Here is a 24,466-nt window from a genome sequence, read left to right on the forward strand (position 1 = left end):
AATGTTAAAACTGCTAATAGCTACTTAAAGGTGCATTGTTGACGGTGGTAATGGTTGCGCCTTTAGTTGCTTTAATTCGACTGTCTAAATAGTTTTGCGAAATGATGGCATTACTTTCTACATGGCGAACATCAATACCTAAACTATTTGCGATATAGTTGTTTTCAATTAGGGTGTCTTTACCTTTATTGATATAAATGGCAACGTCATTTTGGCAGTTAAGAATCGTGTTGTTTCGTATAATGCCATTTTTGTGCTCGTATGCGCACTGGCCATCCATACAAAACTTTTTACCTGTGCCGCCATTACCTAAAGAGATACCTATGCGAATGTCATTGGCAGAGGTATGCTCTACTTGCCATTGGCAATTGACTAGGTTGTTTTCAATGATGCCGTCTTCACTTGCCCCCTTTAGAAAAACTCCGTAAGTAACACCACGGCCTTTTCGTCCATATTTAGCAAAGTCGGCAATAAAATTATTAGCCACTAGCCAACCTTTGCCACCAACCACATCGATAGGGCTAGCCGGTGATAAGGTATTGCGCTTCCAGTGGTTGTAGAAGTTATTATTAAGTATTTTTACATGGTCGGGATAAATACGCTGTCCGGCTGTATTTTTAACACTATTTGCCTTGATGTGGGCGTTAAAGTTAATAAATTCATTGTGTCTAATTTCAATATGATCGGCATCACCGACGATATGTAAGGCATGCTCAATGGTGTCGTATTTGGTTTTACCGCCTAAAAAGACTAAGTTTTCTATGATTATATATGGAGAAGGAATCAGTAGCCCTTCTCTTAGTTGCATATTAAAGGTTACGTCACCAATATTGTCGGCACGTAAGATAATAGGCGCATTTTTTGCCCCCTTAGCGGCAAAATAAAGGTAATTTCCCTTAAAGATATAATGCCCTGGAGCAATGTTGATAACAGTGCCGGCAGAGGCGCTTTTTAGCGCTGTGGTTATTTGCTCTTCGCTATTAACATAGATATTTTTATAACTTGCTAGGCTGGACGATGTTATGGGCGAGTAATTGCCAACACCGATAGTGTTCGACTTTCTTTCGATGGCGACATAAGTAGCGCTTGGCAGTATATTGCTGCCAAGTTTAATAGCGATTAATGCGTACTTATGCAAACCCGTATTTTGAGGGATATTACGTTGCGTGTATTTTTCTATATTAACTCTTAACTCAATAAGTTCTTCTGTAAAGGTTATAAAAATAACTAACCACACGAGTATTGATGCAATGATAAATTTAAGGGTTTTAATAGCGTTTACTTCCTTAAGGGCAAAGTTGCATTATTCAGTCCGTGGCACAATAGCCCATTTGGGATTGCTGTCGTAAATGCTTTTACTGGCAATGTTTTGCTGTATATATTGCCATAGTTTATCGTGATGGCTTAAGCCATTTAAATAGGCCGCTGCCGCCATTGCAATACTGTGATAGCCATGTTCTGTGTCTTGGTTATTTAATACGTATTGCTGAACCTCGGTAGTGTATGCATCAGTATATTGTTGATAAATAGTAGACCATGAGGTAAACCACTGATTGTTTTTATCTAAGGTGGGTATGATATATGCGCTCATCATAGCTGGCGATAAGGTTTCGTCTGCAAACAATGATGTTAACTGTTGCCCTGAAAAGTTTAATAAATTTTGTGTGTCGTAACCTAGCTCTTTAGCTCGACCTAAAGCAATAATGACAAAGTTTTGCATCCAAGGGGCGAGTGCTTGATTTACATTGTCAGTATTTACCCGCTCTGGTTTTACATAGCTACTACTACTTACTCCTTCATCCCACTGACCAATGGTAGAGGGCGTAAGTGTTTTTTTAAACTCATTCTGTATAACGTTATTTTTGACAAAATCATAGAGCTCTTGATCGGCTATATTCGTTAAGGTAACAGCCATTAAGCCTTCCCACATGGAAATAGCATTTTGATTTAGCTGATGAAAATAAGCTTTCTCAGGAAAGTCATCGGGTAATATATCGTAAGCATGTAGCCTTGTTCTAAGCGCCCAACCTTGCCCTCTGACTTCGCCTGAATATAAGCCACCTTCAGAGCCTGTAGGGCCTCTACCTAAGGTTGATTTAAAGCCTTTGGCATTGTTATCACCGCTAACATAAGCTGCTGAAAAGAGCATTTGCTCAAGATAATAATAATCACCCGTTAATAAATATTGTGGGCTAGCTAAGTCAGGATGGTGTGCTTTATCTGGTCGCCATAGGGTTTTTTCATGGCTACCGACATAATGAATTTTATCGTTTTCTGCTACTTCGTGCCAATCAGGTCTCGCTGTCCAGTGTGTCGGTCTAGCTTGAGGTGCCATAGATAAAATGCGGCCAATACCATCATAGTTGCCAGCAAAGTCAAACCGTCTGCTACTATCGCCTTCTCTAAGAAAAATAGGCCAAGCACTGGCTAAATCCGCTTGTTTAGTGGCAATTGTGTGGTATCGCCAGTCACCAGTAAATAGCCATTTAACCGTCCAAGCTGGATAAATACCTATATCGGGTCTGCCACCACCTGTAGCCATAGCTGACTGCCACCAGCCTTTATCATAAAGATCTGTGTCTTTGCTTTGCCACAACTGCCAGTCTTTGCTTATGGTACTTTCAGGAATAACCCTTTCCACATCAAAGTTTGGTAAAGAATGCGTTTTTACTAAGTAATGAACATTATGATTGATTGATAATGGTTTAAATTGTTCGCCTGACCATTGCGTTCGTGTCCAGCGTGTCATGGTTTGGTGTGGTATTGCTGTTGAATTATAGAAGGTGTTGCCGTCAATTTTTAAGGCAAGCTGGTAAGTTTGATCTTGTAAAGACTCAGTATTGGCTGATTCACCAATATATCGCACATGGTATTTATCAATGGTTGGCCAAAAGGTAATGTGAAATAGTGGCCTGATTGATCTATGGCTATCACTACCGACATCATAAACGCGCTCTTCTGAATGATCGGCTAGGATTATTGATGTAGCAATAGGACCTTTTAGCCAATAGCGATAATGATCATTGGTTAACATATCTTTGGCTGAAATACTTGTCTCATCGGTGAAAGTTAATGCCATTTGCGCATCAAATTGCGTACTTAGCATTTCAGCTTTGCTTAGTGGCGTTTCATTCGAAGATTCGGTATTTTCGAAGGTGATAATCTTGCTACTATTAGGCAATACTTCGGGAATAATAAAGCTAATAATGGCATGTTTGACACTGCCATCAGGGTGTCTTTGCATAACATTGGCTTGGCTGGTAATGGTTTCACCATTAATCAGCACTTGCGGGAAGTTGCTTATTTCTCCTTCAATAAAAGGACGGCCAATTTGAACAGGGTAATTGCTATGTGTTTCGCCATAGGGCTCAGTTATAACCATGGCACTAGAGTTTTTATCATAAACAACGGCAGGAATAGCAGAGAAACTCGCTTGAACACTGGTATCTTCATTTAGGGTGATACTACATTGTGCTTGTCCTGAGCAGGCACCAGACCAACCATCAAAAACATAACCTTCATTGGCTATGGCGGTTAAAGTTAATGAACTTCCTTGCTCATAAGTGTAGCTACAGGTGGTGATGCAATCTATTATTTGCTCGTTTAGCTGTATTTGACCTAGATTGTTAGTCGTAATTGTTAACGAGTTGAAAATAATATCTTTTGAAAAACTTAATTCAAGCTCAATGTCTTGATCCATCTGTAAGATACAGCCACCTGTGCTTGTGCTATCGCATTGGCTAGGCCAGCCATCAAACGAAAACCCTTTATCAGCAATGGCTGATAGCCTTATTTGGCTTCCTTGTTCAAAAGAGTACAAACAAGCTTCAATACAAGTGATGGGGTTATCATCTAGGTATATTTGACCGTTATTTGAGGTGGTTATTGCTAAAAGGTGCTGAGGAATTAATGCTGAAAACAGTGCTTCAACACTAGCGTCTTGATTCATTAATAATATGCAATCACCTGTACCACTACAGGCACCCGACCAACCATCAAAGTTGAAAGCTTCATTTGAGGACGTAGATAGTGAAATTTGCTCGCCTTGTGCAAATGTATAACTGCATTGGCTTGGGCAATCGATCAAATTGCCATTTAAATACAATTGGCCATTATGGTTATTTTGTATTGTTAAGGTTTTTTGGTTAGTTGTTTGAATAAAGTTTGCTTGAATGGTGATATCTTGGTTTACCGTTACTTTACAGTCGCTTAAACCAGCACAAGCGCCGCCCCAACCTTGAAAGCTTGAGTTATCATTTGACTTATGAGTAAGTGTTATTGCGCTATTGGCGACCACGGATGTTGTGCAGCTGCTGGTACACATTATGTTATCGGGAAGAATAGTCACTGTACCCAGTTGTTCAGCGTTTAATATCTGAACATCAATAGCATAGTTATCAATGGGCTTGTCTGTGACTATTTTGGCATCATCACCATTTGAGCCACAAGCAAGTAATGATAGCGCCAGCACTAATGAAAATAGTAATTTGAGAGACTGAATAAGTTGCATTGCTAGCTGATACCGAGTCCTTGAGTAATAGTTAATAATACACTTAATTTTTCAGCTGAGCGAGTAACTCAACGAGTAAATATTGCTGATTGATTTTATGTGGAGAATATTTATACCAATCTGAGCAAATACTTAATCAACTTGGTATTAACAATATTTAGCATGAAAATTTTTATTAAATAAACGTACTAGCCAGCCAACTTGTTTGGCTTTGAGCTTTCTGTTCATGGCTATAGAGGCCCAATGGTTATGCCATACGCGGCTAAAAGCATATTGAAAACCTTGTTTTTTTAATTCAGCTAAGGCTAAGCTTTTGAGTTGGGTAGACACCCCTTGCCCTTGGTATTCAGGCGTCACCTGAATATGCATAGACATTGCCGAATTTTCAGGTGTTGACCACCAATCTAGTTTATTCACCTGATGACCATACCAGTACCACTGAATAGCAATAAGATTGTTGTTATGAGTAATACCAAAGGCTAGGCTGTTTTCATTTTGATATGCTTGTGTGCTGACATATAAAGCTTGTTTTTTAAGCGCTTGCTCTTCAATAAGACAAAAGTCAAATTGATTGGCTAATTGCACTTGTTTCGCTGGTAGTTCGCACTTAAAAATTCGATAAAATTCATATTGAGGTACAAGGCGTTTGATAATGGATTTTAGTTGACTCATATCTACCTCTATACTTGCGCGATAAGTTGCTGATAGATATCTTCTTTATTATAGTCAGTCATAAAGTTGATAGGGTCAAAGAAGCTGTTGGCTTCCATTAAAATGGGCCCTGAATTGGTAATAGCGACATCCCAGCCAATCGTTTTAAGTGGTAAAAATGCCAAGGCTGCTTTTTCTACTAAGGCTAATGTTTCCTGCCAGCACGGCATAACGGCATTGTCTGTATTTAGTTCGCTATTTGGTGTGATTATTTGGCTGCCATAACCGCTTTGATGAACTTTATAGCCCCTAATAAGTTGGCCATCGGCAAGGTTTACTGTCCAAATTGTCGAGCCGCCCTTACCTGTATTAAAGTTATCTGTGACCCTATCTTGGCCTGCGCGTCTAAACTCACAAAAAAGTATTTTGCACTCGCCTTTTTCTATCAGTGTATTAAAACGTAATGTTTGTAGTGCTTTGGATGGTGCGAAAGTTTCTATTTGTTGATGCTGATGTATGCGTTCTTGAATGAGGTAGTCTGAGTTTTTACATATTTGCACGGCATATTGGCAAAATTGAGGTAAAGACATGGCTGTGCTATTTACCTGGAATCGCTCTTGGTTTTTTGTGAAAGTCCAAATGCCCTGACCATGAGTGCCTTTTGACGGTTTTGCTAGGTAGTTTCCGTCTTCTAGTGTCGAAAAAAGCGATTGGTATTTTGACTCTAGATTGCTGTTAGCGCTTTGAGCTTGTCGCTCTAGGTAGAAAAATACTTTTGCTGTTGGAATCCCCTCTCTTTGACATAACTTATCAAACTCTATTTTAGATTCGGTTAAGTGACGGTATTGCGCGGGATTAAGCTTTTTTTGAATGCTAAGGTATTCCTCATTGCTGTAAATATTCTTTTTGTATTGGCAGCAATCTGTTGTCGACACTAAATTGTAGAGTAAGATTTCTTCAGGGGAGAATTGTCTCTGTTGGTAATAAAAGTAAAAGCGTTTAAGGGCCGTATAAAATTTATAAGGATTTAAGCCGGCGAGAAAATAGGCGTATTTTAGAATGTCTTTTAGTTGTTTGAATTTCTTCATCTGTAAGTCCTTTAGCTGGCTCAGATGGCAGCAGTAGCTATATAATCCATAAGCTTTATTTGCGCCATAAATCAACAAGATGGGGTAGAGGATCAAATAAGGTTGCGGTTAAGCTATGCCTTTGAGCATGGCTTAATTGGCTCAACTTGCTTTGCCCTGACAGTAACTTCTTAAGTTGTTTTTTCGGTAGTAGGTAGCAGCCTTTGGCACCAGAACTTAAAAACGGTTTACCTAGGGTGTAATTAATGCCTTGTTCAACAAAGTTGAGGCCTTGTGCCATAGCGGCGGTAATAGAAAACCAAAACCTAGGATTGCACTCAATAACATAAACGCGATTATCCGTTGTTGATAGCCTCATATCAAAATGGCCAACACCAGAATAGTTAAAAGCAGAGACGATATCTTTACTTAACTGACTTACCTCTGCATTTGCTTCAAAAGACAGCTCATCTTCATTTAGCCAGCGCTGCACGTCGGAAATTAATATCTGACCTTCTTTTGCGATAAAGCTTAGGTCAATATCTATGCCCGGAATGTATTCCTGCACTATTAAAGGTAACTGAGCGTATTGGCTATTACTCTCAAGGTGTTGCATTAACTCCCTAGGGCTTTCCATCAGCAGCACACCGTGCCAGGATTCACCATAGATAGGTTTCACCATGATTGGAAAGCTTATGTTATCGGTGATGCTTTTGACTGCTTGCTTATTGTTGAGTAATAAGGTTTTTGGTGTTCTGATATGGTTATTCACTAGCGTTTCGGCAAAGCGCCACTTGTTATCGAGTTGATCTAGCATATCTTTAGAGCAGCAAGGAAAAATAGCCGCAGGAAAGTTACTTTGATGTTCAAACAAAAATGCCGTGGCGTTGACATCGCCAGGAATGATGACCTTTATATTGTTATCGATACAATATTGCTTAATGTCTTCGCTGCAGCTTTCTGGCTTTTCAAGCCATGGCAGGTGAAATAAATGATCTTTATATCGACTAAATTTGACTAGATTATCTGGCGTCGAGGAACAGATATGCACCTTGATATTATCTATAGCGTTTAAACAGTACACCACTTTTAAATTAAGCGCACCAGAGCCAGCAAGTAAGAGAATATTAAGCTTTTTTTCCATAAAGATTATTATTTTGATTAGCTGTTTATGTTTTTAAGTATAGTCAGGAATAACAGTTTTAAGCAGGCAATTACGTAGAACGACGAATTAACCGTTTAACTGTTTGTTTTACCCTTAATTTGCTGAGAATTTTGCCGATAAATGCAGAGAAAGTATCAAAATAGCATTGCAGTTTTAGCCAAAAATAGTCACTTGAGTTGTTGTTAATGACAAGACAATTGCAGCAACTGACTAGCTCTGAAGAAAATAGTTTTTTATGTTCACCATCACCTTCGGTGAAATCAAAATATTTTGCTTTATTTGTTAGAGAGAAAATATGTTCAAGCAGTAAATATTGCAGCACGGTGCCGGGAGAATATTGTTGATATTTAGGTAAATAGCCTAAATAGGTATACATATAACTTTGATTTTTTTGTGGGCAATAAAGATAAGCTATTGGCTCATTTTCTTTATATAAAATAGCGGCTAATAAGCATCCTTGTTGTGCTTGCTTTATTACCGCTTCTTTAAACTGACTGGTTTCAGGAATGGCGGCATCAAAAAGCTTCTTTTGGTAAGTTTTATTGCCAATGAATCTCGCATCACGCAGAAATATATCAACATCATCAGGTGTGCAAAAGGTACGCATGATAACACCTGAGTTAACTGCTTTTTTCACCTTTCTTTTTAAGGTCGATCTTGATTTGGCAGAGAATTTTGCTAGGTATTGCTCAAACGAGTTGAAGCGCTCTAGATTAATAGCGTAATTATTAAGCCTTGCTCTAACGTATATTATTTGATTTGCATGTTTGCTGATTTTGTTAAATGGGCTAGCTTGCTGAACGAATACTCTTGGAAAGAACTGCGGATTATCCTCTTGAGTAAAATTCAACTGTGATAAATCGCTTAGTGGCTGCTCTGCTAGTGACATTGCTGGATGCTCAGTGTTTACCCTTATGGTTTTACTAAAAAGGATGAGGTCGCCAAGTTGAAATGTGAGCTTATAGTGAGTCATAGCATTATTATGTCAGCTAAAAGTAATCGTTTACTTTGTTTTGTGTCAGAGTCCATAAGCCATGCACAACAGGTGTTGATAGTGTGCAATTTGATTTTTTGGCTGCTTTTTCCTGTGTTTTATTTTTATGGGCTTGGCATGCCAACTGTGCAAAGGTGGTAAATTGAAAACGCGAGTCTTGATTTATAAACTGGCAAAGTTGATTAAGTCGATTCAGATTGACTTTATTTTTCACCACTTTGCCACTGATTGGCTGTTTTTTTATAAACTCGTGGACATGGCTCAAAATGACGATAGGAGAGGTATCTTTTTTTAGTGATTCGGTGAGCACTTTTTTCATTTCCATAAATGAGCAGCCTGTAATGGTGAGTGCCTTTTCTCTAATGCCCATACTTTTAAAGCTAGTAACTGGAAATTCGGTAATATTGTGGACATCTATAGCTTTATTGCAGGTTCTAAGTTGTGGCTCTTTGGGTATATATATGGGCAGGTCAACACTACTAGAAACAGTAAAGCCTAATTCATCTAACGCATCGTACAGAGCTAACTTAGGGTGTAAGTTGCCGGCGCGGTAGGCAACCGGTCTAGGTACATCCCATTGTTTGAAAATATCAAGGCATTCACTTAGCACTTTAACAATATCTTTTTTGCAGGTGCCGTCAAAATCATCACAAACGAGCCGAGAGGAGACTTTATCTTGCCAGTTTTTTTCTTTAAAGATTAACCAGCAGGGATGGGTGTGTAATTGAATATCTTGATTACATTCAATCATTTGCTGTACGTATTTTAGCATTTTACTATTGCCAAAATAATAACTATTAAGTACTTCAGCGAAAAAAGTTGCTTTAACTTGATGAGCAGAAAGTATGGTTAATATATCTGTTAGCCCTTCTGTGCCATCAGGATTTGGGGCGAAAATAGCATCAGCACAAGGCTGTTTGTGCTCAGGGTCTGCAAAAGCACCATTGATGCTAAACTCAGCGTCAAAGGAAATAATCACCTTTTTTTTATTGTTATTAATATCACCGGAGTTTTTAAGCAAAGGTAATGCCCCAAAATTACCAAAGAGTGTTATTGATTTTAGTATTGGTGAATTTAGTCAAAAAGCAAAAAATAACTATAAGAAAATAGGTTTTACTAAGGCGTGATATGACTTATTATAGCCGCTCTAAACCAATTAATTACTACTCATCAATGGAATAAATATGAGCTCTGCAACAATCTTCCCTGCAATTATGTGTGGTGGTAGTGGCACTAGATTATGGCCACTTTCTCGTGCGCTTTTCCCAAAACAGTTTTTACCTTTAGTTAATGAGACATCAATGTTGCAAGATACTATGCAACGCTTACCTAAGGGGTGCGCAAGCTCAGTATTCATTTGTAATGAAGAGCATAGATTTCTATTAGCTGAGCAGGTGCGTAATCTCACTGATGAGCCACAAACCATTTTGCTTGAGCCTGAAGGGCGCAATACTGCTCCGGCTATTGCTTTAGCAGCCATTAATGCTTTAGAGCAAAATGATGAGGCCTTGTTGTTAGTGTTAGCAGCTGATCATGTAATTGAAAATCAGCAAGCATTTCATCAGGCTATTACCACGGCAACTAAGGTGGCAGAACAAGGAAAATTGGTTACATTTGGCATAGTACCAACGCATGCTGAAACAGGTTATGGCTATATTAAACAAGGCCAAGAACAAGCTTTAGGCTCATATAAAGTGGCTGAGTTTGTAGAAAAGCCAAATGAAACCTTGGCACAAGAGTATTTAGATTCAGGCCAGTATTTGTGGAATAGCGGTATGTTTTTATTTAAAGCATCTCGTTACCTTGAAGAATTAGCGAAGTTTCGCCCAGATATTTTGCAAGCGTGTCAAAAGTCGATGACACAAGTCAGCCAAGATTTAGATTTCTTACGTCCAAATAAAGCAGCATTCTTAGCATGCCCAAGTGAATCCATCGATTATGCCGTGATGGAGAAAACTGCTGACGCAGAAGTGGTTCCTCTTGATGCTGGCTGGAATGATGTTGGCTCCTATTCAGCGCTATGGGATGTTTGTCAGCAAGATGACAATAAGAACGTTGTTAAAGGCGATATACTTGCGCACAGCACAACAAATAGCTATTTGCACAGTCAAAACAAGTTAATAGCAACCGTAGGTGTAGATAACTTAGTGGTTATTGATACGCCAGATGCGGTCTTGGTGGCAAATAAAGATAAAGTGCAGGATGTGAAAAAGATCGTTGAGCAGCTTAAGGCTGATAATCGTCCTGAATCTTCGCTGCATCGAGAAGTGTATCGTCCATGGGGCAAGTACGACAGCATAGATATGGGTGAGCGTTTTCAAGTTAAGCGTATAACGGTTAAGCCTGGTGCTAAATTGTCGGTACAAATGCACCATCATAGAGCCGAGCACTGGATTATTGTCTCGGGTACAGCCAAAGTGACCATAGACGATAACACGGTATTGTTAAGCGAAAATCAATCGACCTTTATTCCTATTGGTGCTGTGCACGCTTTAGAAAACCCAGGTAAACTGCCTTTGGAAATGATAGAAGTACAATCAGGTAGTTATTTGGGCGAAGATGACATTGTTCGCTTTGAAGATAAGTATGGCCGAGCTTAAAACCTAAATAGTTTTTAATACCTAAATTAATTGTGTAGAAGGGATTCATTGTGTTCTTAGGTTATATTCACTCATTTAGAGCGTTAGCGATATTATTTATTGTTGCAGGGCACGCAATAGACTTTTTTACTTGGCCTCAAGATTCGGCTGATATAGAAAGACTACTGCGTATCGTGATGAGCAATGGCTCTGTGTTATTTGTTTTTATTGCTGGTTATCTATTTCAACATCTCGCGGTGAAATACCAGCATAAAAAATATTTTATCAATAAGCTTAAAAACGTCATTGTTCCCTATTTATTAGTCTCGATTCCTGCCATTGTTGTCTTTGTTTTCTTTATGACTAGAGAGACAGTGTGGCCGGGATTTTATGACAATGCTCCTTGGCAGCAAGTCATTTATTTTTACCTTACTGGTTTTCATCTTGCGCCTTTATGGTTTATTCCCATGATATCTTTGTTTTATCTGATCGCACCTTTGTTGGTCTATGCAGATAAAACGCGATATTTTTATTGGTTATTACCTATTGCCATTATAGTTTCTTGCTTTGTTAGTCGCGGGTTACCGCTACAGAGCTTTGTCCATTTTTTCTCTGTCTATATGCTTGGTATGTACTGTAGTCATTTTAAAGTGCAGTTAAATGATAAATTAAGTCAAAAGCAAGTACTTGTTACTTTGGCTTTGTTTATTCTTGGTTGCGTGCTTTATGAGTTTTATATGATGGCCGGCACTATGACTTATGTGAACTATATACAAAAAATAGCCATGTCGGCTTTCTTTGTTGGTTTGTTGTATCGATTGGGCGAAAAAACTAACTATAAGTTAATTCATACTATAGCAAATGCTAGCTTTGGTGTGTTTTTCATTCATTCTTATGTGCTAACGGCCAGTAAAATGGCCTGTGAAAAGTTATTTGGCGCTAAGGTAGCAGGCAGTTTGTTACTTTATCCTATTCTGACCCTAAGCATTTTACTTATTTGTGTGGCAATTATTGTTGCTATGCAAAAACTACTCGGTACTAGAAGCCGCTACCTTGTTGGTAGTTAAGCCGAGTTCAGCTGATAAAACGATATGCTGAGCTATTGCGCTAAGCTCAGCTGGTTTTTTAATTTTTGCCATTGACTGCTGGTATTGTTTAATGCCCGCGCTTCTTGATTAGTTGCTTCAGCTAAGCTCGTTTCAGTTAATCGCTGGCCGAACTTGATATCGTTTTTATCGAGCAATAGAGTCGCGAGCATTCTTTCACCGAGCTCACGTTTATAATGCGCTGGTTCCCAAAACCATTGCATATATGATTTGGGTTTATCTAATGGTACGGCTTCATTAATAACTTCATTAAAGCCGCTAAAATCCCACAAGGCAATGCTTGAGTTTTGACTGGCAATATACTGCTGAACAAGCTGCTTCCATAACATAAAGTTTTGCCACTGACCTTTATCGGCAAGTGTATGTAAATAGCTATAATGATACGGATTGATAAACAGAGTTAGCTTTATATTATGTTGACTCGCCGTTGATATTAGTCGCCCTAAATGGCTGAATTTTGGTGAGTAAGGTGAATCTTTTTGTGTTTTTATGACCAAGTCACTATTTAATCTGGCGGAAATCTCATTGAGCTTCTGGTTAAACAGTGGCTTGATGCCTTCAGTTTGCATAATGGTTTTGTATGAGTCGGCGCTATTAAAACCAAGCGCGCTGATACTGCTTGTTGTCGCATTTTGCTTGCTAAGGGTTTGAATACTTGCCGTTAAGGCATCCAAAGAAAATATCATGGCTAGTTTTTCTTTCAGCCCTTGGTAGCTGTATTCGCTAGCGCTTGCATCAAGAGTGCTTAATCTAAACTGATAACGCGCTCTTATTGTCTCATTTTGCTGTTGGTGCTCACTATTTAATTGTTGGCTGTTAACTAAGAAGTCGAGAAAATCTACCCCCATAATTACGTGTTCTATGCTGTGATTGTTTTCGATAGCATCAATAGCGTAGTCAACTTGCATAATTAAGTGTGCGCCCGGCATGCCTTGGTTATAAACCCGCTTACCTGCAAAAATTTTACTGTTGGGATCTAAGCCCATCTCTACACGTGAATTACCAACTATTAATATTTGCGGGGCAACTTTATCTACTTGATAAGCTTTGCTAATACGTGAGCGTGTGCCAGCTTCAGGCTTTATTTCATTTACACCAGTCATAACGGGTGACCAATACATGCCGAAGGGATCGATAAACCAATTAACTGTGCCAATACTCGATATTAAGACAATAAAACTGATGAAGTAGCTGCGAATATAGTTCATTGTTTGCCCTAAAATTGAAAATAAAGAAATTCACTCACTTGCGAAAGCGTGAGTATACCAAGCGCCAGGCAAGCGCCAGAAAAAGCAGCCCACCGAGTCGTGCTAGACCAAGTGATTGTTTTTGACTTAGACCATGTTGGCCAAAAAGTATTGTCGTTAACTTGGCTGTAGTTGCTTAATGTACCTTGTTCTTTGGCAAATAAGTCTTGTACATTCGGCAGTGTTAAGACAAAAGCTAATAAAGTGATGTTCCACAACCAGGTTTTAACGAAGACTGCGCCGCCATGTGATGGTGTAACACCCCAAGTTTGTAATAAGTTACCTGCTTCCCCTAAGCGAGATAAAATGGCGTTAGGAACGCTTATACCATTAAGCCCTAGCATGCCCTGCAAAATCGTTAAGGCGCCGTCTAAGCTTACTGCTCTGAAGAAAACCCAGCCAACAATCACAGCCAAGAAGGTTAGTAGCCAAGCAAAGAAAACATAAATCTTGCCTGGATTTAAGGCGATATGATACTGGGCCTTGATTGCCTGCCAAGCCAGGTTAAGCATCAGGTATGAACCATGTAGCGCGCCCCAAATAATAAAGTTCCAGCCTGCACCATGCCATAAACCACCCAATAACATAGTAATAGCTAAGTTAGTATATCGTTTTACCTTGCCACTTCGGTTACCGCCTAATGCTATGTACAGGTAGTCTCTTAAAAAGTGCGACAGGGTAATATGCCAGCGGCGCCAAAACTCAGAGATATTGGCGGCTTTATACGGTGAGTAAAAGTTGAGTGGCAAAATAATGCCAAAGAGTCGGGCAATCCCTATGGCCATATCTGAATAGCCAGAAAAATCAAAATACAGTTGAAAGGTATAAGCTAACGTGCCACCCCAAGCACTAAAGAAGTCGACGGATTGGCCAGCATCCGCGGCAGAAAATATTGGATTGGCATAAACAGCTATGCCATCAGCCAGTACGGTTTTTTTAAACAGGCCAATGGCAAATATTGTTAGACCAATTTTGATATTGTGATGATTCAGTTGATAACGTTTGGTTTGGCTAAATTGCGGCAACATGTCTTTGTGGTGCACAATCGGGCCAGCAATAAGTTGCGGGAAAAAAGCGACAAACAATGCGTAGTGTAAAAAGCTGTACTCTTTGGTGATGCCGCGGTACGAATCAACTAAATAGGCGATTTGTTGAAAGGTAAAAAAGGAAATTGCCAGTGGTAAAATTATGTTGCCTAAATCCCACTCAGCACCCGTTAAGGCATTAATATTAAAAACAATAAAGCCAGCATATTTAAAGTAGGCAATTGCTGCCAAGTTAACTGTAATGCCTAATATTAATAAGTTTTTATTATTGTTATTACCTAAGCGCTTACCTACGTGGTAATTAAATGCCATAGATGCAAGTAAAAGTAGTAGATAGCTTGGATTCCACCAGCCATAAAAGAATAATGAACAAGCAACTAGGCTGGTTATCGCTGCTTCATTTCCCCAACGCTTTGCAGCAGTAAAAAATAGCAGCAAGCTGATAGGTAAAAATAGGAAAATAAATTCAGCTGAATTGAATAACACTTACTTCTTCCGTGATGGCGATTAACAATTTTGCAATATATTAATCGCTATCGAAGAATTTGTCTTTAACTTTAGCTTATGCTTCCTCAAGCTGTACGTAATTATCACCGCCAGCAAAAGCAATTAATTGGCTTAGTTGCGCTAGGCTATAACCTGTTTCTTGTTTAAGCTGGTTAAAGTAGTTTTGCGCGGCTTTTAGGCTAGCTTTGGTGTGTAGGCCGCCATCTATAATTTTTTGTGCTCTTAAGTAAGCTTCAACGTCTGAGCTTAAAATAAAGGTATCTTTACCCAGCATACGTAATGAATAAGGGCCTGTATTACCGCCAAGGCGTTGACCATGCTTTTTAAGCCATGCCCATAAGCCGACAATGTCATCGCTTGGCCAATTCGCGATAAACTGGGCAAAACTGGTTTTGCCATCAATTTGCTGATCGAACATCATTTGCGCATTGGCTTTAATGGTTTTTACCTTGTTAAAGTTACGAATAATACGTGGGTCGCTGGCTTTCTTTTCCAACATTTCTTCGGGCATCATTAATACTTTTTCAATATCAAAATTGAAAAATACTTGTTCAAAATCAGGCCATTTGTTTTCAACAACACGCCAAACAAAACCTGATTTGAAGATTTGCTTAGAAAAAACCGCAAGAATCCTGTCATCAGTGAGCTGCGCCACTTGCTGATCATCCGCGGCATCACCAAGTAATAATTCTAATGCTTGTTTGCCGCCTTTACGTTTGGCAGCTCTTTGGTATAGCTCAGTGAACTTTTCTTGCGCCATTATCTTACCCTCTATGCTTGAATGCCGCTATGGCGAAGTAAAGCGTCAATTTCTGGTGCTCTACCACGGAATGCTTTAAATAGCTCGCTTGGCTCTTCACTACCGCCTTTTTCAAGAATATTTTCTAAGAAAGCATTACCTGTTGCTTTATCAAAAATCCCTTTTTCTTCAAATAAACCAAAAGCATCAGCAGAAAGCACTTCAGCCCATTTGTAGCTGTAGTAACCTGCGGCATAACCTCCACCAAAAATATGGCTAAAACCATGCTGGAAGCGGTTAAAACTAGGTGCTTTGACCACGGCATATTGCTCACGTACTTTATCTAAGGTTTGCTGAATATGTTGCTGGTTATCGGCTTTAGGGTCGTAGCTGGCGTGCATAGTAAAGTCAAAAATGCTGAACTCTAATTGACGTAGCATTTGCATGGCTGATTGAAAGTTCTTTGCTGCTAACATTTTATCTAGCATAGCTTGTGGTAGTGGTTCGCCAGTTTCAAAGTGGCCTGAAATAAAGGCCAGTGCCTCTGGTTGCCAGCACCAGTTTTCTAAAAATTGGCTTGGTAATTCGACCGCATCCCATGGCACACCATTAATGCCGGCAACGCTACTGGCATTAATTTGGCTAAGCATATGGTGAATGCCATGACCAAATTCATGGAATAAGGTAACCACTTCATCATGAGTAAATAACGCCGGTTTGTCGCCCACTGGGCCATTAAAATTACAGGTTAAGTAAGCGACAGGTAATTGCACTGAGCCATCAGAGAGCTGTCGTCTGCCGACACAATCATCCATCCAAGCGCCACCGCGTTTTTTCTCGCGGGCGTATAAATCTAGATAGAAACTACCGCGTAAACTACCATCTTGGGCAAAGACATCATAAAAATGTACATCTTTATGCCAAGTATCTACATCAGCTCGTTCTTTAATGGTTAAGCCGAATAATCTGTGTACTACTTCGAAAAGACCGCTAACCACTTTATCTTTTGGAAAGTATGGGCGAAGCTGCTCATCTGAAATGGCATAACGGCTTTGCTTAAGCTTTTCACCATAATAGGCCAGATCCCACGCTTGTAGATCGGTTTTGTTATACTCGCTTGCAGCAAAGTCGATAAGCTCTTGATAGTCTTGTTGCCCTTGCGCTTGCGATTTTACCGCTAAGTTTTCTAAAAACGCCATAACTTCACTGGTTGAGTTAGCCATTTTGGTTGCCAATGAATGCTCAGCGTAATTATCAAAGTCTAACAACTGCGCTAATTCATGGCGTAGTGCTAACAGTTCATTCATAATGTCGCTGTTATCAAACTCATTAGCGTTAGGACCTTGATCAGATGCGCGAGTGACAAAAGCGGTATAAAGCTTTTCACGTAAGGCTTCATTATCGCAATACATCATTACAGGCAAATAGCTTGGAAAATCTAAAGTAAATAAATAACCAGATTGTTCTTTAGCTTCGGCTAGCGCTTTCGCGGCGGCTAGTGCACTTTCAGGTAAGCCTGTTAGCTCATTTTCATCGGTAATAGTGACGCTAAAAGCGTGCGTAGCATCGAGAACATTATTGCTAAAGCTTGAGCTTAACTCAGAAAGGCGAGTTACAATTTCGCCGTAGCGCTGTTTGTCTTCATCACTTAAGGCAATACCTGATAATTTAAAATCCCTAAGGGCATTGGTGATCACTTTTTGTTGAGCAGTATCTAAGGTGGCAAACTCATCGCTGTCTTTTAAGCTCTGATAGGCTTGATAAAGCCGTTGGTGTTGGCCAACAAAAGTGCCGTACTCTGAAAGCAAAGGCAGGCAAGACTCATAGGCCTCTCTTAATTCATCATTACTTACCACTGAATTCATATGTGAAACCGGCGACCATAACTTGCTTAAGATATCGTCAGCTTCATCAACTGGCATAACCAAGTTATCCCAAGTAAAGGTTTCATTTTCTTCAAGTACTTGAGCAATAACCGCTTTGCACTTCGCTATTGCTTGCTCAACAGCAGGTTTAACATGTTCAGGTTTAATTTGTGAAAAAACAGGTAATTGGTTTTGGCAAACATTTTCAGGAAGTAATGGGTTCATAACAGGGATCTTTTTGCTAAGTGATAGCTTAGATGTAATATCGTTTATTGATTTTTCAAGGCTTTTTTCATATTCACAGTTTATCTGTAAAAAAGTGGTAAATAGAAGTGATAATTATTATTAATCGAGAGGGCTTTTTATTTAGCTAGCCTTTTGATAATTATGGCTATTTATTGCATATTAATTTGCACTAGCTGCTAAATTGGCACACAATGAAATTTATCTAAACAGACCCGAGTTGTTCGCTTAGTTTGATGCCGTATCAAGTTTTATCAAAAGTTGTCATGTATTTGTTGCTAGTGTTTAGCAGCATGATATTTGATGCCTATGGTAAAGTTGAGCAAGTGATGTTGGGCAAGCTATCTGTTACTGATGGCTTATCTCAAGGCACTATTAATACCATATTTCAAGATCAGCAAGGCTATATTTGGTTAGGTACTGAAAATGGTATTGATATTTACGATGGTTATAAGGTCAAGCATTTAGCTGGACCTGATGGTGATTTTAGCGCTTTTGCTGGCGTTATGATCAAGCAAGATAGCCAAGGACTAATGTGGCTCAATGTGGTAGGCAAAGGGCTTTATACGCTTGATGTTACCAGTAATCAGTATGAATTGATTTTTGCCAAAGACCCCTTTAACAGTGAGCATTTTATTGTTGATGTTTTGGAGGGGGAAAATAATCAAGCATGGATTGCTACCTCCAAGAGCTTGATATTATTTAATAAAAAAACTAAAGATTATCAACGGGTTGTTGATTTAAGTGGCAAGTTAACAAACCTCGACAGCATCTATAAAATAAACTTATATAAGGGCGTCATCTATTTTGCTACGCGCGTTGGCCTGTTTGCTTATCATATTAAAAAAGAGCAATGGAAAGCTTTGCCATTGGTATCTGAAGCATTAACCTCTGCTCAAGCTGTGGACTTTAGCAATGCAAGTAAAACTTATGTTATCACTACTTATCAAGATGTACTGTATTTCGGCACTAACGATGGCTTATTTAGTTTAGATATTAGAGATATAGATGAATATTTTCAGCAAGATATAATCTTACCAGAGTACGAGCTATTAATTGAAAGCTTGTCGGTTTGGCAGCTGTTTCAATATCAAGATGCACTTTATATCAGTAGCGATAAGGGCTTATCTGTTGTCAATCTTAGTGATAATAGCAGCGAATTTCTGTTTGGTTTAGCCGATGGCTCAGAGCATATTACCGACAATACTATTATTTCGCTGTTAATTGATCGCCAAGGGACATTTTGGCTGGGTTCAAATTCACTGGGAGTATTTACTTGGAACTCTAAGCGAACTTTAGTGAAAAATTATCGCTTTAAGCGTTATGGCGTTAACAGTTTAAGTAATAATATTGTTAGCCATGTTCATCAGCAAAAAGGTGATGATAATACCCTTTGGGTGGCAACAGCGAATGGTTTGAATCGTATTGATTTAACCTCGGGAGAGGTTAAGCATTTTTTAGTCAGGACAGAAACTAAGTCAGTTTATAATGCCAGTGATATTGTGCAAATTGTTGAAGATGAGCAGCAACGGCTTTGGTTAGTCACATCTGTTGGTGTGTTTTTATTTGATATTGCCACGCAAAAGTTAATCGATTTACCCTTTTCAGATCAAATTAACCAAAGGTTAGCAGGTAGTGCTTATGCAATTTATTTAGATGAGCAGCAGCGCCTTTGGTATTTAGATGATAAATCGTTAATTAACATTTCGTTAGTGACTGGCAAACTGGATGAATTACATGAGCTCAACTCACAATTTGGTAAAGATATCATCTGGCACATATTAGGAACTCTGCCCGACTCACAGCAATTACTTTTTTCTACTAATAATGCCTTGTGGCAATATGATACTGACAATCAAGTTGCCAAGCCGTTGTATCAGCACCCAGATATTGCCGAAACCGAGTGGACCTATATTGATTCCTGGCAGTTATTAGGTGACACGCTATGGTTGGCTTTTTCAGGGAAAGGTTTGATTGGTTTGTCTGCTAAGAGCTACGAGCTAAAACACTTTTTTCATACCGGCAATTCTATTATTGATAATAATGTTTATGGCGTCATGGCGGATGAGGCTAGCAATTTATGGTTTGCAACTCATCAAGGCTTGTTTACCCTTAACCCAGAAAATTTACATATACGCCAGTTTACCCCTAAGCATGGCTTTGCTGCGCTAGAATATAATGCTGGGGCTTATACTAAGCTACAAGATCAGCGCTTAGCTTATGGCTCTATGGAAGGGGTGAGTATATTTGAGCCGATTAAATTGCTAGCAGAAAACACCCGCACTGGCTTTCATGTGCAAGTGACTGATATTGAAGTATTGTCGCGTAACTTGCCTGAACGACTGAACTTTGCAAGTGATGACACTATACCTTTGCGTTATGATGATGTTGGCATTCGTATTGATTTCTCAACATTTTCCTATATTCATAATGACAATATTATTTATGATTACCGATTAGTGGGTAATCAAGCGGTTAATTATCCGCAAACCACAGAAAGTCATATTACCTTTCCTAGCTTACCTTCTGGTACTCATCAATTAAAAGTACGGGCATTACAGCCGGAAACCGGCGAGTTCAGTGATGCTATCTATCTTACTTTTCAGGTTAGTTATCCGCCGTGGCGTTCTCCTTTGGCCTATATTCTTTACTTTATGTTGGCTTTTTCAGTGATAGCGTTTTGGTATCGCCGTCGTCAGATACAACAGCAATTATTGTTGGATGCTCATGAGCAAGTGAAGTATCGAGAGAACAGATTACAATTGGCGCTAACAGGTAGTAATAGTGAAGTATGGGATTGGCAGGCAGAAAATGACTTAATGTTTGGTAAAAGGATTTCATCAGATTTAGGTTATGCCAACGAAGCGCTTTTTTATCCTTTTGCTGAACACCTTAATTTGATTCACCCTGACGATAAAGAATTATTTACTAGTCAGTGGCGCGCCTTTATTGAACGAGCGAAACAAGATGAAAACTTTACCTGTACCTATCGATTAAAGTCTCATGATGACCAATGGCTTTGGTATAAAGATTTAGGCAAGATTGTCACCCTTAATCAAGCAGGTCAACCAATAAGAATAACTGGCTCTTACACTAATATTACCGAAACACGTGCTAATGAGGAGCGCGCGCAATATTACGGTGACGCCTTTAAATACACCAAGGATTGGGTCTTGATTATTGATGAAGGGATTTCAAAAATTACCGCAAATCAGTCCATGCGCGATGTCTTTGGTTGGCAAGGGGAAGAATTTGCCTTTCAAGCCGATATTCTTGGTATTGACCAGGCAAGGTTAATTTTTTATCGGCAATTACTGAAGTCGCTATGTTATGGCGATAGTTGGCGCGGAGAGGAGCTAATTACTAATAATGACGGTGAGCAATATCATGTTATTGTGAATATTAGTGTTGGCAAGAACAACTACAATCAGGCGTTACACTATATTTTGGTGCTAACAGATATAAGTGCGCAAAAAACTGCTGAGCAAGAATTAAGGTTGTTAGCAAATTATGATCATTTAACAGGCCTACCTAATCGTTCGTTATTATTAGAGCGTATTAAGCATGCTATCGATCAGTCGGAAAGAAATAATCGTTCTATTGCGCTATTTTTTATAGATTTAGATAAGTTCAAACAGATAAATGACTCATTAGGCCATGATTATGGCGACTTATTACTTAAAGAGGTTACTAAAAGATTAACTTCAGTATTAAGACAAGATGATACCGTAGCGCGCATCGGTGGTGATGAATTTGTGGTGTTATTAGAGTCGTTTAGTAATAACAATCAATTAAGCCATATTGCGCAGAAAGTAATTGATAGTGTTGGTAAGTCGATAGTTTTATATAACAACACCGTCAGTGTTGGGGCGAGTATTGGCATTGCCTTGTATCCAGAAGATGCGACTAGTTCTGATTTATTATTACGCAATGCTGATGTTGCTATGTATCACGCCAAGCAACTTGGACGAAATACCTTCCAATTTTTTACTGCGCAAATGAATGTTGAAGCCAAAGCGCGACTGGAAAAAGAATCTAAGTTAAAGCTCGCTCTAAAAAATGATGAGTTTGTTAATTACTATCAGCCAATAATTAATGCCCATACAGGTAAAGCGGTAGGCTTTGAGTTACTGTTACGTTGGCATGCCCCTGATGGTCTTGTTACTCCGAATAACTTTATTCCACTTGCCGAAGAAATTGGTTTGATTGTGCCTATGACTGAGGCTGCCTTGCATCGTGGCATTAAAGCATTGAAGCAATGGTTATTACATAGAAATGACCTATATTTATCGGTAAACCTTGCTGCGCAACATTTTGCTAAAGACTCCTTTGTTGGCTATGTTGAGCAATTATTAAAAGAATTTGATTTACCAGCCAATGCTTTGAAAATAGAGGTAACCGAAAGTGCTTTTATTTCTGAGCCAGAAAAAGCAATTAGTTCGATGCGAGCATTAGCTGAACTAGGGGTGACCCTCGCCTTAGATGACTTCGGTACGGGTTTTTCGTCATTATCTTATTTAAAAAACTTACCGCTAGATGTTATTAAAATTGATCGTAGCTTTGTCTCTGGCATAGGTCAGAGTGATGCCGATGAAGCCATTGTTGATACTACTTTGGTACTGGCAGAGCGACTAAATATGCATTGTATTGCTGAGGGCGTTGAAACTGAGCAGCAGTTGCAATATTTAGTCGATAAAGGCTGTCATTATATTCAAGGCTTCCTGTATTCAAAGCCGATTGAAGAGACAGATGTTTTACGTGGTATTCAAATAAACAAAACCGAAGTAAACACCACGCCTACTCTTTAATACCAATTTGATTAAATATTTAGTCACTTAGAGTTACAAGAATAGCATTAGAACCAACAAGATTTATGAAGATATAGTCGTTCTACATCAAATAAATATTGTGCAGTTATCATGTTATTCTTGAACTCCCAAAGGGCGAGTTTAAAAGGCTTATACCCAGCGTTGCTAATTTTAACAAGGACGCTGCATGGATGCAGCTTATTAGAGAATGCAGGAGCATATTCTCCTGAATAACCATTATTTGCAATTAGCGCCTTGCTTATAAGCCTTTTAATTCTCGCTAAATGATCAAATACTTAATTAACTTGGTATAACTGAATACTAACTTGAATAGCGTATGTGCTGTACCCATATAAAACATATTACAAGCAACGGAAAAGAATTATGACTCAACATTTTGACTATTTAGCCATAGGTGCTGGTAGTGGTGGTATTGCTTCGGCAAATAGAGCTGCCAAGCTAGGTAAAAAAGCAGCGGTTATCGAAGCAAAATATATTGGCGGTACCTGCGTCAATGTGGGTTGTGTACCGAAAAAAGCCATGTGGTACGCCGGACAAATAAGTGACGCACTAAAATATGCCCATGACTATGGTTTTAATGCAAAAGTAGCTGAGTTTGACTGGGCACGTTTAGTCAAAAACAGAGAAGCCTATATTGAGCGAATTCATGCTGCTTATCAGCGTGGCTTTGATGCTAACCAAGTCACTGTTATTCAAGGTTTTGCTAAGTTTGTTAATAAGAACACGGTAGAAGTTGATGGCACTCGCTATACCGCTGATCATATTACTATTGCCACAGGTGGTAGACCAGCCATCCCTGATATTGAAGGGGCGGAATATGGTATCGATTCTGATGGCTTTTTTGCCTTACAAGAACAACCTAAATCAGTTGCTGTGGTAGGTGCTGGTTATATTGCCGTAGAGCTTGCTGGTGTTTTTCATGCCTTAGGTACTGAATCTCATTTATTGGTGCGTAAAGAAAAGCCACTACGTGGTTTTGATGACATGTTAAGTGACACCCTAGTTGAGCAAATGGCAAAGCATGGCCCAACTTTACATAATCACAGTACACCTGAGCGTATCGAAAAGCTCGCTGATGGCAGCTTAATGGTACACCTAACTAGCGGCAACACCATAGGCCCTGTTGAAAAGCTGGTATGGGCAATAGGTCGCGAGCCGGCGACAGATAATATCAATCTTGATTTAGCAGGTATTGAATTAGATGAGCGTGGCTTTATTCCCACCGATAAGTATCAAAACACTAAGGTTGAGGGTATTTATGCTGTTGGTGATAACACAGGCCGTGCCCAGTTAACACCAGTGGCTGTTGCCGCAGGTAGACGTTTATGTGAGCGCTTATTTAATAATAAACCTTATGAGCATTTAGATTATAACGATATTGCTACGGTAGTATTTAGCCACCCGGTTATCGGCACGGTAGGTTTAACGGAAAAAGAAGCTATTGCTGAATATGGTGAAGAGCAGGTGAAAGTGTATAAGTCGCAATTTAACGCTTTATACCAAGCGATAACAGAAGAGCATAGAGATCCTACTCGTATGAAGCTGATATGCGTGGGTAAAGAAGAGCGCATTGTTGGCATTCACAGCATAGGCTTTGGCAGTGATGAATTATTACAAGGCTTTGCCGTTGCCATGAAAATGGGCGCGACTAAAGCTGATTTTGATAATACTGTGGCGATTCATCCAACTTCGGCTGAAGAGTTTGTAACCCTCACTTAAACCGAACCGCAAATATGGCACAGTTAATGTGTGCCTATAGATAAATGCTAAGAGCAACTTATGATCATCATAGTTGCTTTTTTTTTATCCATTAATTTTTCGGTCAGTCACAAAGGTTGAAATATCACCTTTAAACATATGATTTACATCAAATAACCGTTAACAAATATCAAGCATTAGCCAAAGTGCGACCTAATGT

The 24,466-nt window shown here is 39.2% G+C and carries 15 protein-coding genes; 4 read left to right on the forward strand and 11 right to left on the reverse strand.

All coding sequences use genetic code 11. The features are described from left to right. Positions 1-13: 13 nt before the first annotated feature. From EMK97_RS11775 to EMK97_RS11805, 7 genes are all read right to left on the reverse strand, one after another. A complete protein-coding gene (locus EMK97_RS11775; RefSeq protein WP_170176751.1) occupies positions 14-1,237 on the reverse strand; it encodes a polysaccharide lyase domain-containing protein in 1,224 nt (407 codons plus the stop codon). 66 nt (positions 1,238-1,303) lie between these two features. Then, positions 1,304-4,510: an InlB B-repeat-containing protein gene (locus tag EMK97_RS11780; RefSeq protein ID WP_130602406.1), complete on the reverse strand. Its 3,207-nt coding sequence runs from the start codon at positions 4,508-4,510 to the stop codon at positions 1,304-1,306. 147 nt (positions 4,511-4,657) lie between these two features. After that, the gene (locus EMK97_RS11785; RefSeq protein WP_130602408.1) at positions 4,658-5,182 is read right to left on the reverse strand and encodes a GNAT family N-acetyltransferase; all 525 of its coding nucleotides are present in this window, start codon (positions 5,180-5,182) and stop codon (positions 4,658-4,660) included. Positions 5,183-5,190: 8 nt separating this feature from the next. Continuing rightward, the gene (locus EMK97_RS11790) at positions 5,191-6,249 is read right to left on the reverse strand and encodes a sugar-transfer associated ATP-grasp domain-containing protein (RefSeq protein WP_130602410.1); all 1,059 of its coding nucleotides are present in this window, start codon (positions 6,247-6,249) and stop codon (positions 5,191-5,193) included. Between the two features lie 55 nt (positions 6,250-6,304). Then, positions 6,305-7,372 carry an ATP-grasp domain-containing protein gene (locus EMK97_RS11795; protein WP_130602412.1) on the reverse strand — a complete coding sequence of 356 codons (1,068 nt, stop codon included), beginning with the start codon at positions 7,370-7,372 and terminating at the stop codon, positions 6,305-6,307. A 70-nt stretch (positions 7,373-7,442) separates the two neighbouring features. After that, a complete protein-coding gene (locus EMK97_RS11800) occupies positions 7,443-8,282 on the reverse strand; it encodes a GNAT family N-acetyltransferase (protein ID WP_170176752.1) in 840 nt (279 codons plus the stop codon). Positions 8,283-8,382: 100 nt separating this feature from the next. After that, entirely contained in the window at positions 8,383-9,408 is a 1,026-nt protein-coding gene (locus tag EMK97_RS11805) for a polysaccharide deacetylase family protein (protein ID WP_170176753.1), read from the reverse strand. A gap of 163 nt (positions 9,409-9,571) precedes the next feature. On the opposite strand from EMK97_RS11805, the gene EMK97_RS11810 reads away from it, so the two are divergent. Both EMK97_RS11810 and EMK97_RS11815 read left to right on the forward strand, forming a co-directional pair. Further along, the gene (locus EMK97_RS11810; protein ID WP_130602418.1) at positions 9,572-10,987 is read left to right on the forward strand and encodes a mannose-1-phosphate guanylyltransferase/mannose-6-phosphate isomerase; all 1,416 of its coding nucleotides are present in this window, start codon (positions 9,572-9,574) and stop codon (positions 10,985-10,987) included. A 50-nt stretch (positions 10,988-11,037) separates the two neighbouring features. After that, a complete protein-coding gene (locus tag EMK97_RS11815) occupies positions 11,038-12,033 on the forward strand; it encodes an acyltransferase family protein (RefSeq protein ID WP_170176754.1) in 996 nt (331 codons plus the stop codon). A gap of 32 nt (positions 12,034-12,065) precedes the next feature. Here EMK97_RS11815 and EMK97_RS11820 read toward each other — a convergent pair whose 3' ends face one another. The 4 genes from EMK97_RS11820 to prlC all read right to left on the reverse strand — a co-directional run bounded on the left by EMK97_RS11820 (position 12,066) and on the right by prlC (position 17,701). After that, positions 12,066-13,280, reverse strand: a complete 1,215-nt coding sequence (locus EMK97_RS11820; protein ID WP_130602422.1) for a hypothetical protein — start codon at positions 13,278-13,280, stop codon at positions 12,066-12,068. A gap of 8 nt (positions 13,281-13,288) precedes the next feature. Beyond that, positions 13,289-14,851, reverse strand: a complete 1,563-nt coding sequence (locus EMK97_RS11825; protein ID WP_130602424.1) for an MBOAT family O-acyltransferase — start codon at positions 14,849-14,851, stop codon at positions 13,289-13,291. Between the two features lie 76 nt (positions 14,852-14,927). After that, positions 14,928-15,632, reverse strand: a complete 705-nt coding sequence (locus EMK97_RS11830) for a DNA-3-methyladenine glycosylase I (RefSeq protein WP_130602426.1) — start codon at positions 15,630-15,632, stop codon at positions 14,928-14,930. Between the two features lie 11 nt (positions 15,633-15,643). Continuing rightward, positions 15,644-17,701, reverse strand: a complete 2,058-nt coding sequence (gene prlC, locus EMK97_RS11835) for an oligopeptidase A (RefSeq protein WP_130602428.1) — start codon at positions 17,699-17,701, stop codon at positions 15,644-15,646. Positions 17,702-17,955: 254 nt separating this feature from the next. On the opposite strand from prlC, the gene EMK97_RS11840 reads away from it, so the two are divergent. Next, a complete protein-coding gene (locus EMK97_RS11840; RefSeq protein WP_246028774.1) occupies positions 17,956-22,527 on the forward strand; it encodes an EAL domain-containing protein in 4,572 nt (1,523 codons plus the stop codon). 384 nt (positions 22,528-22,911) lie between these two features. Further along, a complete protein-coding gene (gene gorA / locus EMK97_RS11850; protein WP_130602430.1) occupies positions 22,912-24,267 on the forward strand; it encodes a glutathione-disulfide reductase in 1,356 nt (451 codons plus the stop codon). Positions 24,268-24,466 lie beyond the last annotated feature (199 nt).

This window comes from Litorilituus sediminis (assembly GCF_004295665.1).
In the GTDB taxonomy this organism is placed as follows: domain Bacteria; phylum Pseudomonadota; class Gammaproteobacteria; order Enterobacterales; family Alteromonadaceae; genus Colwellia; species Colwellia sediminis.